The sequence below is a fragment of the Streptomyces sp. YKOK-I1 genome (assembly GCF_054660435.1).
Map to the genome: position 1 here is coordinate 8,824,730 of NZ_BAAGDR010000001.1, position 14,970 is coordinate 8,839,699.

The window sequence follows — 14,970 nt, forward strand, 5'->3', positions numbered from 1 at the left end:
GGGATCTGCGGTCGCGCCCGCCGCGAGCGGGCACGACCGTCCATCCTGCCGTATCGGGCACGGCAGTTCGCACCCCGGGGACATCCGGCCGACGACTTCCGGGCACCCGCGTGCCCTCGCGCACCGGGCGCTCAGATCACCTTCCAGCGCACCAGCGCCCCCAGTGTCACCGCCCCCGGCAGCAGCGGCAGCCACACGGTGATGACGCGGTAGGTGAGGACGACCGCGGTGGCGAGGGCCAGCGGGCCGCCCGCCGCGACCAGGGCCACGATCAGGGCCGCCTCCACCGAGCCGATGCCGCCCGGGGTGGGCACCAGGGCCACCGCCACCGTCGCCGCGAGATAGGCCACCGCCATGTGGGCCGGCGGGACCGGCAGGCCCAACGCCTGCCCCACCGCCGCCAGTCCGGCCGCCTGGAGCACCGGGAACGCCAGGGAGCCGCCCCACAGGGCCGCCGCCCGCGCCGGGCAGCTGTGCACCGACCGGGCCTCGCCGAGCGCGGTGCGCAGGAACGAGAACACGGCCGTCCGCAGCCGCCGTACGAGAGCCAGCGCGGCCGCCGCCAGGAGCACGACCGCCCCCAGCGCGCCCAGCAGCGGACCGACCGCCCCGTGCGGCAGCAGCGAGCCGAGCCGCAGCGCGTCGGGGAAGACCAGCAGCAGCGTGGCCAGCAGACCCACCCGGGCCACGCCCTCCGCCAGCAGATACAGCGCGAGGGCCGCGGAGGAACGGGCCAGCGGCACCCCGCACACCGTCATGAAGCGCAGGTTGACCGCGCTCGCGCCCAGTCCCGTCGGCAGCAGATGGTTGGCCGCGCCCGCCGCGAACTGCGTGGCGAGCAGCCGGAGCCGGGGCAGCGGTTGCACCACCGCCCCCTGCCGGGTGACGGCCGCGGCGACCCAGGTCAGACAGGTCGCCCCGGCCGCGGCCAGCAGCCAGGGCCACTGCGCGGTGCGCAGATGGCCGAAGCCCTCGGCGAGCACCGAGCGGTGGCGCACCGCGACCACGGTGACCAGCAGGAGCGGGAGCAGACACAGGACCCGGCGCAGGGGGAGGCGCCGGGGGAGCGAGGGGAGCGGAACCGCTGTCACAGGGGGAGAGGTTTTCCGCGCGGTCCCAACGGCGGGTTGCGGAAGCGGGGACGGAGCATTACGTACGGTCATCGGGTCCTTCGGGGGTGCCTTCGTATATGAATTGACCTCAACAAAGCTCGAGGTTCTACGGTCTGTCCCATGAGCATGGACGCCGTAGCCATGACGCAGCTGTACAGCGTCATGAACTCCCAGCAGGAACGCCGCCCCTTCGACCCCGCCACACTGCGCCGCATCGGCGCGTTCGCCCGGCCGCACCGCCGCCGTATGACGCTGTTCGTGCTGCTCGGGGTGGTGACCGCGCTGCTCGCGGTCGCGACCCCCGTACTCGCCGGCCGGGTCGTCGACGCGATCGTGTCGCACGGCGACCCCGACCGGGTGGTGCGGCTCGCGCTGCTCATCGCGCTCATCGCGGTCCTGGAGGCGGCGCTCGGCATCCTGGGCAGGAGGCTGTCGGCGACGCTCGGGGAGGGACTCATTCTCGATCTGCGCACGACCGTGTTCGATCATGTGCAGAAAATGCCGGTCGCGTTCTTCACACGTACTCGTACGGGGGCGCTCGTCTCCCGACTCAACAACGATGTGATCGGCGCCCAGCGCGCGTTCAGCAACACCCTCTCCGGCGTGGTGTCCAACCTGGTCACCCTGGTGCTCACGCTCGCCGTCATGCTCACCCTGTCCTGGCAGGTCACCCTGCTGGCGCTGGCCCTGCTGCCGGTGTTCGTGATCCCGGCCCGCCGGATGGGCCGCAGGATGGCCGGCATGCAGCGCGAGGCCGCCGCCCTCAACGCGGCCATGGGCACCCGGATGACCGAGCGGTTCTCGGCGCCCGGCGCCACCCTGGTCAAACTGTTCGGACGCCCCGAGGAGGAATCGGCCGAGTTCGCCGCCCGCGCCGCCCGCGTCCGGGACATCGGCGTCCGCACCGCCACCGCCCAGTCGGTCTTCCTCACCTCCCTCACCCTCGTCTCCGCCCTGGCCCTCGCCCTCGTCTACGGCCTCGGCGGCCGGCTCGCCCTCAACGGCACCCTCGAACCGGGCGCCGTGGTCGCCCTGGCGCTCCTGCTGACCCGCCTGTACGCGCCGCTCACGGCCCTCGCCGGGGCGCGCGTGGAGGTGATGAGCGCCCTGGTCAGCTTCGAGCGGGTCTTCGAGGTGCTCGACCTGAAGCCGCTCATCGAGGAGAAACCGGACGCCCGCGAGGTCCCCGAGGGCCCGGTGTCCGTCGAGTTCGACGACGTCCGCTTCGGCTACCCCTCGGCCGACAAGGTCTCCCTCGCCTCCCTGGAGGAGGTCGCCACCCTCGACACCCGCGGCGGCGACGAGGTCCTGCACGGGGTGTCCTTCCGCGCCGAACCCGGCCAGACCGTGGCGCTCGTCGGCTCCTCCGGCGCCGGGAAGTCGACCATCGCCCAGCTCCTGCCCCGTCTGTACGACATCGACGGCGGCGCCGTCCGCATCGGCGGGGTCGACGTCCGCGACCTGGGCGCCGGCTCACTGCGGGCCACCCTCGGCATGGTCACCCAGGACGGCCACCTCTTCCACGACACCGTCCGCGCCAACCTGCTGCTCGCCCGGCCCGAGGCCACGGAGGAGGAGCTGTGGGACGCGCTGCTCCGCGCCCGCCTCGAGGACCTCGTCCGCTCCCTGCCCGACGGCCTCGACACCGTCGTCGGCGAACGCGGCTACCGGCTCTCCGGCGGCGAGCGCCAGCGCATGACCATCGCCCGGCTGCTCCTCGCCCGCCAGCAGGTCGTCGTCCTCGACGAGGCCACCGCCCACCTCGACAACACCTCCGAGGCGGCCGTCCAGGAGGCCCTCACCGAGGCGCTGGCCGACCGCACCGCCGTCGTCATCGCCCACCGCCTGTCCACCGTGCGGGCCGCCGACCTCATCCTCGTCGTCGAGGCCGGCCGGATCGTGGAACGCGGCACCCACGAGGACCTCCTCGCGGCGGACGGACGCTACGCGGAGCTCTACCGCACCCAGTTCGAGGAACCGCAGCCGGAGCCGGTCGCCTAGCACGGTGGCCGCAGGGTGGCGCCGGTTCCGTCACCCATGCAGTTCCACGGTGATGTGCGGGGACAGCGCGTCGAGGAAGTCGGGCGCGTCGAAGATCTCACCGGCGGAGGCCACACCGGCCGTCCTGGTCCGGCCCGTGAGGATACGGTCGACCGCCTCCACCGCGAGCGGCGCGGTGACGGCGTAGATGTCCCGGCCCCGGGCCACGGCGCGCCGTTCGGCGGCGCCGGAGCGCACGACGACGTCGACGAGGAAGGTCTGCGCGGAGCGCCCGTGCTCGTCGACCGCGGTGGGCGTCGGCGTGTCCGGGGACACGACACCGCCGGCCGCCTCGGTCGTCATGTAGGTGCGCACCTCGGGGATGGACAGATGGCTGGGGACGGTGACGACGTCGGCCATCGTGAACTCGCCGATGACGGCCCGGGGGCCCAGCGGATCGGGGAAGGACCACAGCAGGGTGGGCAGTTCGTCGTCGTGGTACGCCAACCGCCCCTTCGTGAACCGGACGCGGCGGCCACCACGCCGCTCCGCGGAGACCCTGCCCGCGGCGCGCGTCCCCTCCGTGGGCTCCCAGCTGTTCAGCCCGTACGCGATGTGCGCCTCGTCTGCCTCGGTCCAGTCGCCCATCGCGGCGGTGGCCAGCAGGTCGCCGAGGCCGCCGTAGAAGGCCATCGCGGGGACGATCACCGCGCCCGTGTCGCGGGCGCGGTCCGCGAAGTGCGTGAAGGTGTCGGCGTTGGCCTCGATCTCGGCCGCCACGTCGACGTAGGGGATTCCGGCGCGCAGCGCCGCTGCGATCACCGGCGCGGCCGTCGTGGCGAAGGGTCCGGCACAGTTGACGACGGCCGCCACGCCGTCCATCGCCCGGTCGAGCGAGACCGGGTCGTCGACCGCGGCGGGGCGGACGTCGAGTCCGGGGTGGTCGTCCGCCAGCGCCTTCAACCGGGCGACGTCCCGCCCGGCCAGGACCGGGACGAATCCGCGCTCCTTCAGATGTGCCACCACGAACCTGCCGGTGTGCCCGTACGCGCCGTACACCGTCACCGTCTGCCCCGTTGCCATGACCTCTCCCCGTTCTCCGGACCGATCGACTGCGTTCTCCGGACCGATCGACTGCGGCCATCCTGGCGCGCCGGAACGGCCGGCCACGAGTGTCCGGAACGACATGCCCCGTACAGTTTCGGACATGAGAGCTGTCGCACTGGCCGTCACCGACGGGATGCTGCACTTCGAACTGTCCGTGGCCCACGAGGTGTTCGGCCCCGCACCGGCCGCGGTCACCGTTCCCTGGTACGACCTCACCGTCTGCGGGCCGGGCAGGGTGTCCTTCGGCCGGTTCCACCTTGAGCCCGACCACGGCCTCGACCACCTCCGGCGCGCCGACACTGTGATCGTCCCCGGCTGGGCCGACGTCGACGTGGACCCGCCCGCCGAACTGGTCGACGCGGTGCGCGCGGCCCACGACGCGGGCGCCCGCGTGGCCTCCCTGTGCACCGGCGCGTTCGTCCTGGCCGCGGCCGGCCTGCTGGACGGAAGACGCGCCACCACCCACTGGGCGCACACCGACGTCCTGGCCGCCCGCTTCCCCGGGGCGCAGGTCGACCCGGACGTGCTCTACGTGGACAACGGCAGTGTGCTCACCTCCGCCGGCAAGGCCGCCGCGCTGGACCTGTGCCTGCACCTGGTCCGCCGCGACCACGGCTCGTCGGTCGCCAACGCCGTCGCCCGCCGTCTGGTCGTCCCACCCCACCGGTCCGGCGGCCAGGCCCAGTTCGTCACCGCCCCGGTGCCCACCCAGGACGACCATCCGCTCACCGCGCTGTTCCCCTGGATCATCGAGCGGCTCGACCAACCGCTGACCGTGGAGGACCTGGCCCGCCAGGCCCGGATGAGCTCGCGCCACCTGGGCCGCCGCTTCCGCGCGGCGACCGGCACCACACCCCTGCAGTGGCTGCTGGCCCAGCGGATCCGCCACGCCCAGGAACTGCTGGAGCAGACCGACGACACCATCGACACCATCGCGGCGGCCACCGGCATGGGCACGGCCACCACCCTGCGCCGTCACTTCAACCGCACTCTCGGCGTCCCCCCGGACGCCTACCGCCACACCTTCCGCTCACGAACCCGCTAGAGGATCCGTGTCCCCGTGCAGGGTCGACACCGCCGCCAGGAACAGATGGAGGTTGGCGATCTCCTTGACGGGGTGGTGGGACCAGCGGGCGGACCCGGCCGACCGGGTGACGAGGACCAGGCCGCCCGAGACGCGGACCTCCTCGACCTCCGGCCAGGGCAGCCGCCCCTTCCCGGGGGCGGACAGCCCGGTGCGGGAGAGCGCGAGCACCCCGAAGGGGACCGTCCTGCCCTCCTGGAGCGTCCGCAGCACCGCCGGGCCCTGCGCCGCCAGGACGGCGTCCTGCATCCAGGGGCCCCAGACGTCGGGGCCCTCGTAGAACTCGGTGATCCGGACGGACCCCTGGCCCGGGGTGCGCGCGGTGTAGACGTACCGGGTCGGCTGGGGCCGGCCGTTGACGATCAGCTGGACGATGTCCTGCCGCAGCTCCAGCGCGTCCCAGCGCAGGGCGACCGCACCGGAGCCGGACTGCGGGTCCACGACCAGCCCCTCCTCGAACAGGTGCAGCCGCTTGGCCCCCTGCCGCCCGCCGAAGCCCGGGTGCCGACGGGCCAGCCACCCGTAGTAGAGCAGCCCGGGGACCAGGAAGAACGCCGACAGCATCAGGGTGTTGAACAGATGCGCGGCGACCATCGCCCCGCTCAGCCGCCGGGGCGCGAACACGCCCCGCAGCGGGCCCAGCCGGTGGCGGGCGGCCAGCTCGGCTACCTCGGGCGTGGGGGAGGTGGGTGATGTCATGAGGACCACCCTTCGAGCCGTGACGCCCCCTGACGACCGTGGTGTTACGTACGCCGCTTACGTACCTTCCGCGGCGGCACTGTCGGTGGCATACGGCAGGATGATCAGCAGGACGGGGCGCAGGGGGCGGGGGACATGACGGCAGGAGACATGACGGCGGGGGATATGCCGACAGGGGACATGACGACAGGGGACATGACGACAGGGGACATGACGACGGGGGACATGACGACGGGGGACACGACGACGGAACGGATGCCGCTGGTCGGCCGGGACGCCGAACTCGGGCTGCTCGACCGGCTGCTGGCCGACCTGGCGGCCGACGCGGAGGGCCGCCCTGCGGTGCTGGACATCAGCGGCGAGGCCGGCATCGGCAAGAGCCGCCTCATCCACGAGCTGTGCCGGCACGCGGCCCGCGAGGGCGCCACGGTGCTGCGCGGCCGGGCCACGGAGTACGAACGGCACATCCCCTTCCAGCCGTTCACCGACGCCTTCGCCGACCTCGACCCCGCCGTCCCCGCGTCCTTCCCCGCCGCCGCCGAGGTCGCCCCGGTGCTGACCGGCGCCGCCCGCCGCGCCGATCGCTTCGGCCTGCACCGCGCCACCGCCGCCCTGCTGACCCACGCCGCCACCGCACCGCTGGTCCTGGTGCTCGACGACCTGCACTGGGCGGACCCCGCCTCCCTGGAACTCCTCGACCATCTCGTACGGCATCCCCCGCGCGCCCGGGTCCTGCTCGCCGTCGCCCGCCGGGAACGGCAGAGCCCCGCCCCGCTCACCGCGACCCTCCAGCGCGGCACCGACACCGGAGCGGTGCGCCGCACCGTCCTCGGGCCACTGGACGAGCAGGCCTGCGTCGAGCGGCTCGCCCCCGGCCTGGACCGCGAGGAGGCCGTCCGGCTCTTCGCCGCCAGCGAGGGCAACCCCCTGTATCTGCTGGCCCTGCTCCAGGCACACCGCGAGGGCGCCCCGGTCAGCCGGCTGTCCACCACCGGGCTCGGCGCGCTGCTGCTGGACGAACTGACCCCGCTCGGCGCCGGACAGCGCCGACTGGTCGAGGTGGTGGCCGCGCTCGGCGACCACGCCACCCCCGCCCTGCTCGCCCCGGTCACCGGCCGCGCCCCCACCGGCCTGGCCGCCGACCTCGCCGAGCTGACCCGCCGCGACCTGCTGCGCACCGGGCCGCACGGACGGCTGACCCTGCGCCACCCGGTGCTGCGCAGCCTCGTCCACGACGGCACCGACCCCTGGCTGCGCACCGAGACCCACCGGCTCGCCGCCGCCGCACTGGCCCGCGCCGGCGCCCCGCCCGCCGAGCGGGCCCACCACGCCGAGCGTTCCCTGTCCGGCTGGGACCCCGAGACGGCGGACGTGCTGATCCGGGCCGCCGAACAGGCCGCCGACACCGCGCCCGCGAGCTGCGCCCACTGGCTCGGCGTGGTGCTGCGGCATCTGCCGCACACCCCGGACCAGACGGCCCGCCGCCGTGAGCTGACGCTGCGCCGGGCTCGCGCCCTCGGCGCCTGCGGCGAACTCCGCGCCAGCCGCGACCTGCTGCACCAGGTGATCGCCATGCCGGACCCGGCAGGTGACGGAGCTGACGCGGGCACCGGTGAAGGCGCCGTCGAGACGGCCGGCGGATCGCGTGCCTCGGCCGTCGTGCTGTGTGCCGTGATGGAACGCCATCTGGGGCGCTACTCGGAGGCGGTGGCCCTGCTCCGCCGCGAACTGCACCGCACCGACCCGGCGCCCTCCCCCGCCGACCAGGTGGCGCTCGGCCTGGAACTGGGCTCCTCCGCCCCGCACGACACCTCGTACCCCACCGTGCGCGCCGACATGGCCCGTACCCTCGCCGTCGCCCGCTCCCTCGGCGACGAGGTCGGCGTCGCCGGCGCGCTGGCCGTCGCCGCGCTCGGCGAGGCCTACGAGGGCGAGACGGCCGACGCCGACGCGTACGCCCGCCAGGCCGCGGCACTCGTGGACTCGCTGCCGGACGACGACCTCACCGGCCTGTGCGAGCAACTCGCCCGGCTGGGCTGGGCCGAGGCGTTCCTGGAACGCTTCGCCGACGCCGAGCGGCACGCCGACCGTGGTCTGGCCATCGCCCGCCGCACCGGCCAGCTCGCCCTGCTGCCCCATCTGCTGCTGTGCAAGGCGCATGTCCACATCCAGGTCTGCCGGCCGGTGTCGGCGGTGGAACTCGCCGACGAGGCCGAGGACATCGCGCGCGGCATCGGCAGCGACGAACTCCTCGCGTTCGTCCTCGCCACCAAGGCCCACGCGGTGGTAGCCGCCTGCCCGCCCGGCGACCCGCGCCCCCTCGCGGTGGCCGAGGAGGCGGTCGCCGCGGCCGGACTGGGCGTCAACTGGTGGGCCTCCATCGCCCGTTGCATGCTCGGCTACGCGGCGCTCACGGCCGGCGACCCGGCCCGCGCCCGCGAGGCGGTGCTGCACGCGGGCGGACCGGATCTGCGCCGGCTCCAGCCCTCGATGCGCCCGCTGTTCCTGGAGATCCTGGTGACCGCCTCCCTCGCGCTGGGCGAGGCGGACGCGGCGAAGGACTGGGCGCAGCGGGCCCAGGAGGAGGCCGAGCGGCTCGATCTGCCCGTGCAGCGGGCCTCGGCCCTGCGCAGCGGCGCCCACCTCCCCCTCGGCCTCGGTGACTCCCGGGCGGCGGCGGAGCTGTTCACGGCGGCGGCCGAGGAGAGCGCCCGCAGCGGCGCGGTGTTCTGGGAGGCGTTCTCCCTGCTCCTGGGCGCCCCCCTGCTGGCGGCGGATCCGGACGGGCCACGGCGGGGGCGGGCCGCCTGGCACCGCGGGCGCAGACTCGCCGCCGCCGGGGGATCCGCGATGCTGACCGGACTCGCCGACGCGGTCGGCCCCGCCGTGACCGGGGCCGCCGACGGCCCCGAGCGGCGGCTCGCCGAACTGACCGCCCGCGAACGGGAGATCGCCGGACTGGTCGCCGAGGGACTGACCAGCCCCGCGATCGCCGACCGCCTCTGTCTGAGCCGGCGCACGGTCGAGACCCATGTCTCCCGGATCTACCGCAAGACGGGAGTGTCCTCGCGGGCCGCCCTCGCCGCGCTGATCGCGGGGCGCCCGTCGGGGGCGGCGTTCGGCGGCTGAACCACCGCGACGCTCAGGGCGTGGCGTTGGTGGTGGCGGTGGCGTCTTTGTACTGCCCGAGGAAGCGGAACGCGTCCCCGGAGGCCCGGAACAGATACATCGCGTCCAGGGTGTAGCGGGTGCTGGACGCCGTGTAGCGCAGCCGTTTGGTGATCCCCCGGTAGTCGGTCTCGCGCAACCGGCCCACCACGGCGCCCCGTTCGGCTCGGTCCGGGCCCAGCGAGGTCAGGGCGTGGGCCACGAACAGGGTCGCGTCGTAGGCCTCGGCGGCGTACGGCGGCGGGGCGGTGCCGAAGCGGGCGCGGTAGGCGGATACGAACGGCTTCGCGGCCGTCACCCGGGCCGGGTCCAGGTAGGCGGTCGCGAACACCCAGCCGTCGGCGGCGTCGCCCGCCGAACCGAGGAAGCGTGTGTCGCAGGCCCGTTCGGTGGCCAGCCGGGCACCGGAGAAGCCCGCGGAGCGCAGCGCCCGCGCCAGCCGCGCGGTCCGCGCGTACCCCCCGCCGAACACCACCGCGTCCGCGTCGGCGCCCGTCACCGCCTCGGCCAGGGCACGGAACGCGCCGTCCGTGTCGGCGTCGGCGGCCAGGGTGCGCCGGATCACCGTGCGCCCCGAGCCCAGGGCCTCGGCGACCCCCGAGCAGAGGCGCCAGCTGAAGTCGCCCTCGGCCGCGTCGTCGACCAGCACCGTCCGGCGGGCGTCGGCGGTGTGCGCGAGATACGCCACCAGGGGCGCCGCGAGCGTCGCGTCGTTGGGGCGGGTGGCGGCGTACACCCGGTAGGTGAAGGCGTCGACGTCGTCGAGGCCGACCGACACGGACACCATCGGCAGCAGGGCCTTCTGGTAGAGGGCGAGGGTGGCCTGCGCACAGGCGGCGGTGCTCGGCCCGAGCACCGCCCGGACCCGGTCGTCGGCCGCCAGCCGCCGGGCGATCTCCTGCGCCCGGCTCGCACTGCCCCGGTCGTCGTGCACCTGGAGCACCAGCTCGAAGGTGCGCCCGGTACGGGAGTTGAGCCGCTCGACGGCGAGCCGGACCCCGTTCGCCTGGGCCCGGCCGGTGGTCCGGCCGCCGCCGCTGAGATCGGCCTGGACGGCGAGCGTCAGACGCGGCAGCGCGCCGGAGCCCCCCTGGTCCGCGGTCCCGTCGGAGCGCCCGGCGGTCCACCAGGCCGCGGTACCGGCCGCCGCCAGCACCCCCGCGGCCGACCCCAGCACCAGGAACCGCCGTCGCGTCGGACTCCCCCCGGACCCCGCCGCCGTCGCCCCGCCGGCACCCTCACCCCCTGCCGTCGCCTCACCGCCACCGGTGACCGGCACCTCGGTGGCCGAGACATCGGGCAGCGCGAGCACGGCGGCCGAACGCCGGGCGATCAGCCGAGTCAGCCCCTCCGGCAACCAGGCATCCCCACGCGCCCCGCCCCCACCTCCCGGCCCGCCCCCTGCCTCGCCGGGCCCCCCTCCCGGCCCGGCCCCCTCCTGTTCGGCCCAGCCCCACAGCCCGGCTCCTCCTTCGCCGGGCTGATTTCCCGGCCCGGCGCCTTCGTGGTCGGTCCAGCCTCGCGGCCCGGCTGCTCCTTGGCCGGGTTCACTTCCCGGCCCGGCCCCTTCTTGGTCGGTCCAGCCCCGCGGTCCGGCCCCTGCTTCGTCGGCTCCTCCTCGCGGTCCGGCTGCTCCTTGGCCGGGTTCACTTCGCGGCCGGGCGCTTTCCTGGTCGGTCCAGCGCCGCGGTCCGGCCCCTGCTTCGTCGGCTCCTCCCCGCGGTCCGGCCCCCACTTCGCCCGCTCCGCCCCGCGGTCCGCCCTCCGCCAGCGCCCGTCGGATCTCCGTCACCCCGGGACGGGATCCGGGGTCCTTCTCCAGGCAGCCGCGCAAGAGCGGCAGGAGCGGTTCCGGTGCGCCGGTCAGGTCCGGTTCGTCGTGGACCGTGCGCATCAGCGACTCGGCGGCGGATCCCGGACCGAAGGGACGCTCGCCCGTCGCGGCGTACGCCAGCAGACAGCCGAGCGAGAACACATCGCTGGCCGGTCCGATCTCCCGGCCCCGGCCCCGGGCCTGCTCGGGGGAGAGGAACCCGGGCGAGCCGACCACCATGCCGCTCGCGGTGAGCGCGGTGTCCTCCGGCATCCGGGCGATCCCGAAGTCGATCATCCGGGGCCCGTCGACCGCGAGCAGCACATTGCCCGGCTTGACGTCCCGGTGCACCAGCCCCGCCCCGTGCACCGCGTCCAGCGCCTCGGCGAGCCGGGCCCCGAGGACCCGGACGGTGGCGTACGGGAGCGGCCCGCACTCCTCGACCGCATCCGCCAGCGACGGCCCCGGAACGAACGCCGTGGCCAGCCAGGGCGAGGCCGCGTCCGGGTCCGCGTCGAGCAGCGGCACCACCCAGGGGTTGACGACCCGGCCCGCCGTCTCCACCTCCCGGCGGAACCGGGCCCGGAACCCCGGGTCGTCGGCGTACCCGGCGCGGATCACTTTCAGCGCCGCGAGCGAACCGCCCGTGGAGCGGGCCAGGTACACCACGCCCATTCCGCCCGCGCCCAGTCGGCGCAATAGCCGGTAGCCCCCGATCCCGGCCGGATCGGCGCCGCGCAACGGCTCCATCGACGCCCCCTCAGGTGCTGACCTGGTACGGCGCCACGCCCTGGTAGACGAACTTGCCGCCGGTGACCTTCCACAGATAGATCCCGCTGCCGTCGACGACGAGCGCCCCGGTCGTCCTGTCGAACGCGAGGTTCCGGCTGATCCCCTCGTAGGTGGCCGCGCGCAGCGCCGTCGTCAGCCGGGCCCGGGTGCGGCGCCCGACCGCCAGCGAGCCCAGGGTCCTGAGCACCAGCTGCGCCACGTCGTACGTCTCGACGGAGTACCGCTCGGGTTCCGCGTCGAACAGCCTGCGGTGGGCGGCGGCGAACGCCTTGGCCTCGGGGGCCGTCGCGGCGTCCATCGCGGGAGCGAGGATCGCCCAGCCCTCGGCGGCGTCCCCGGCGGCGGACAGGAACCGGGCGTCCAGCACCCCCTGCGCGGCCGCCCGCGCACCCGGGAAGTCACGGCGGGTCAGCTCCCGGGCCAGCAGGGCGGCCCGGTCGTGGTAGCCGGCGAACACCACCGAGTCGGCGCCCCCGTCGAGCAGCGCGTCCAGGGTCGGCGCGAAGTCGGTCCGCAGGGCGCTCACCACCTTCGGCACGGCCGGCTGCCGGTCGTCGCGCAGGATCCGGCTCAGCGTGCTGCTGATCTCCCAGCCGTAGGTGTCCGCCGCCCGGTCGTCGACGATCCCGATCGTGCGCGACTTCGCGGTGCCCCGCAGATACGCGTTGAGGTAGAACGGCAGGATCGTGTCGGTGACCCGGGCGTGCAGGAAGGACCGGCTGCCGGACACGTCCAGCACGGTGGCGCCGGGCGACACCGCGATCAGGGGCAGCGACGCCGCGTCGTACGTCGCCAGCGAGGCCAGCGCGGTGGTGTCCGTGGTGGGACCGACCACGGCGAGGACCGTACGGTCCGCGACGAGCCGCTTGGCCACCTCGGGCGCCCGCGCCGGATCACCGCCGTCGTCGACCGTCTTCACGGCCAGCGCGAACCGTGCGTCCTTCCGGGCGTTGAACTCGTCGACCGCGACCCGCAGCCCCCGCTCCTGGGCTCGCCCGACCGCCTTCTGATCCCCGCTCAGATCGGCGTGCAGCCCGATGGTGTACAGGGGCAGGCTGTCGTCCGGCGCCGTGCCGGAGCCCGTGTCCTTGCCGCCGCCGAAGGGCGTCCCCCACACGGCCAGCGCGCCCCCGCCCGCCGCGGCCACCGCCGCCGCGCCACCGGCGAGCACCAGGAAGCGGCGCCGGCCGACACCGGGGCCCGGAGCCCCGGGCGTGTCCGGGGACGGCACGGTCGCGTCCGAGGTGTCGATCTCGGTGTCGTCGACGCCGGGCAGCGCGAGCCCCGCCGCCGAGCGTTCGGCGATGAGCCGGACCAGCGGCTCCGGCAGCCAGGCCCCGTCACCGGGCACCGCGTCCTCGGGCACCGCGTCCTCGGGAGCGGCGTCCTGAGGAGCCGAGTTCCCGGACGCCGTGCCCTCGGGCGCCGTGCTCTCGGGCGCCGAGTTCCCGGACGCCGTGCTCTCAGGCGCCGTGCTCTCGGACACCGGATGGGGCGCGGCGGACCCGTCCGTCGCCTCGGGACGCACCGCCCGCAGCGCCTCGCGCGGGTCGGGCGGCGAGGCAGGCGCGGCGGGCGCCGCGGCCGACAGGGACCGCGCCAGCGCCTCGGCGGTGGGCCGTCGCTCCGGATCCTTCTCCAGACAGCCGCCCACGACCTCGGCGATCTCCTCCGGGATCCCCTCCAGATCGGGAGCGTCGTGCGCCGTGCGGTACAGCAGCGCGTCCAGCGCACCGGTGCCGAACGGAGGGCGGCCGGTCGCCGCGTACGCCAGCACACAGCCCAGCGAGAACACATCACCCGCCGGCCCCGACTCGCGCGCGCCCCGCGCCTGTTCGGGGGAGAGGAACCCGGGCGTGCCGACCACGATCCCGGTCGAGGTGAGCGAGGTGTCCGCGGGATCCCGGGCCACCCCGAAGTCGATCAGCCGCGGCCCGTCCAGCGCCAGCAGCACATTGCCCGGCTTGACGTCCCGGTGCACCAGCCCCGCCGTGTGCAGCTCCCGCAGCGCCTCGGCGAGCCGCGCCCCCAGCGTGCGCAGCGTTCCCGCGGGCAGCGGCCCGTACGCGGCGACGGCCTCGGCGAGCGAGGGCCCCGGGACGAACACGGTCGCCAGCCAGGGCTGTTCCGCCTCCGGGTCGGCGTCCACCAGGGGCGCCACCCAGGGGCTGGTCATCCGGCGGGCGGTGTCCGCCTCGCGCCGGAACCGCTCCCGGAAGCCGGGGTCCTCGGCGTACTCGGCCTGGATCACCTTCAGCGCGACCAGGGTGCCCCCCGCCGAACGGCCCAGGTACACCACCCCCATGCCGCCCGCGCCGAGCCGGCCGAGCAGCCGGTGGCCGGCCAGGCGGGACGGGTCGGAGGTACGCAGCGGCTCCATCAGTTCCCCTTCAAGCGCAGCTGGATCCGCTCCAGCATCTTCGCCAGGGCCTCGGAGCCCACTTGGTTCAGCTCCTGCTCGGTGTTGCCCTTCGCACCCGTCACGGAGACGGCCACGACGACCGTGCCCAGCCGGGCGACCATCCACGAGTACGGCTGGGCGGCGCCGCCGTTCTCGACGTACTGGCCGGACTCCAGGACGGTGTCGTCGGCGTACTCCTGGTTGCGGGCGCCGTAGGGGATGCCGAGCGAATTGAGGCCGGTGATCCGCTCGTTGCTGCGCGGCTGCTGCTCCGGGCAGCGCAGCACCTCCTCCAAGGTGGTGGAGATCTGCTCGTCGGCGCCGAGGGCGGAGGCGTGCACGGTGGTCGCCGCCGTCACCTTGACCGCGCCCTTGCCCCCGCCGGCCGGCCGGCGGCTGTAGCGGGACGAACTGGCCAGCACCCCGTTCGGCAGCTTCTCCCGCTCCCAGCGGCAGTCCTCGTCCAGCACCGCCCAGGTGCCCGGGGTGCTCGCGGCCGGCCGCCGGGCGACGAAGCCCCGGCCCCAGTCACCGGCGGCGAGCACGACCGCGTCGGCGAGGGCCGCGCCGTCCTTCGCGGTCCGGGGGACCAGCGAGGGGTCGGCGGTGAAGAGGGCGGAGCCGGAAGGGGCCGTCGTGGCCCCGGCCGTGGCACCCGTCCCGGCGTCCGCCGACGGCGAGGCGCTCTTGCCGGCGGCCTCGCCGTCCGTCCCCTGGGCCGAGCACCCGGCCAGCAGACTCCCCGCCACCAGCAGGGTCACCCCCGTACCCCGCACGCCTCGGGTGTTGCCTCTCACTCGGTCCCCTCAACACG

The 14,970-nt window shown here is 75.1% G+C and carries 9 protein-coding genes; 3 read left to right on the forward strand and 6 right to left on the reverse strand.

Annotated features, from left to right (window positions below):
* Positions 1-131: 131 nt before the first annotated feature.
* On the reverse strand, positions 132-1,091 hold the full coding sequence (locus tag ACYQ8Q_RS39300) for a lysylphosphatidylglycerol synthase transmembrane domain-containing protein (RefSeq protein ID WP_460071504.1): 960 nt from the start codon (positions 1,089-1,091) through the stop codon (positions 132-134).
* Positions 1,092-1,238: 147 nt separating this feature from the next.
* Between ACYQ8Q_RS39300 and ACYQ8Q_RS39305 the strand changes: the two genes are divergently transcribed.
* Positions 1,239-3,113 carry an ABC transporter ATP-binding protein gene (locus ACYQ8Q_RS39305; protein ID WP_460073670.1) on the forward strand — a complete coding sequence of 625 codons (1,875 nt, stop codon included), beginning with the start codon at positions 1,239-1,241 and terminating at the stop codon, positions 3,111-3,113.
* Positions 3,114-3,143: 30 nt separating this feature from the next.
* Here the strand turns inward: ACYQ8Q_RS39305 and ACYQ8Q_RS39310 are convergent, their stop codons facing one another.
* Positions 3,144-4,175 (reverse strand): saccharopine dehydrogenase family protein, encoded by a 1,032-nt coding sequence (locus tag ACYQ8Q_RS39310; protein WP_460071506.1) that lies wholly within the window; start codon positions 4,173-4,175, stop codon positions 3,144-3,146.
* A gap of 124 nt (positions 4,176-4,299) precedes the next feature.
* Between ACYQ8Q_RS39310 and ACYQ8Q_RS39315 the strand changes: the two genes are divergently transcribed.
* Positions 4,300-5,244 (forward strand): helix-turn-helix domain-containing protein, encoded by a 945-nt coding sequence (locus ACYQ8Q_RS39315; protein WP_460071508.1) that lies wholly within the window; start codon positions 4,300-4,302, stop codon positions 5,242-5,244.
* On the opposite strand, the gene ACYQ8Q_RS39320 is transcribed toward ACYQ8Q_RS39315, so the two are convergent.
* Positions 5,230-5,982, reverse strand: coding sequence for a DUF6585 family protein (locus tag ACYQ8Q_RS39320; RefSeq protein WP_460071509.1), 753 nt, complete (start codon positions 5,980-5,982; stop codon positions 5,230-5,232). The two genes, ACYQ8Q_RS39315 and ACYQ8Q_RS39320, sit on opposite strands and share 15 nt — an antisense overlap.
* A gap of 225 nt (positions 5,983-6,207) precedes the next feature.
* Between ACYQ8Q_RS39320 and ACYQ8Q_RS39325 the strand changes: the two genes are divergently transcribed.
* Entirely contained in the window at positions 6,208-9,111 is a 2,904-nt protein-coding gene (locus ACYQ8Q_RS39325; RefSeq protein WP_460073672.1) for a helix-turn-helix transcriptional regulator, read from the forward strand.
* 13 nt (positions 9,112-9,124) lie between these two features.
* Here ACYQ8Q_RS39325 and ACYQ8Q_RS39330 read toward each other — a convergent pair whose 3' ends face one another.
* The 3 genes from ACYQ8Q_RS39330 to ACYQ8Q_RS39340 are packed head-to-tail and all read right to left on the reverse strand — an operon-like array spanning position 9,125 to position 14,953.
* On the reverse strand, positions 9,125-11,713 hold the full coding sequence (locus ACYQ8Q_RS39330) for a bifunctional serine/threonine-protein kinase/ABC transporter substrate-binding protein (protein ID WP_460071511.1): 2,589 nt from the start codon (positions 11,711-11,713) through the stop codon (positions 9,125-9,127).
* 10 nt (positions 11,714-11,723) lie between these two features.
* A complete protein-coding gene (locus ACYQ8Q_RS39335; RefSeq protein ID WP_460071512.1) occupies positions 11,724-14,135 on the reverse strand; it encodes a bifunctional serine/threonine-protein kinase/ABC transporter substrate-binding protein in 2,412 nt (803 codons plus the stop codon).
* Positions 14,135-14,953, reverse strand: coding sequence for a hypothetical protein (locus ACYQ8Q_RS39340; RefSeq protein ID WP_460071514.1), 819 nt, complete (start codon positions 14,951-14,953; stop codon positions 14,135-14,137). Before ACYQ8Q_RS39340 ends, ACYQ8Q_RS39335 begins: the two co-directional genes overlap by 1 nt.
* Positions 14,954-14,970: the final 17 nt, after the last annotated feature.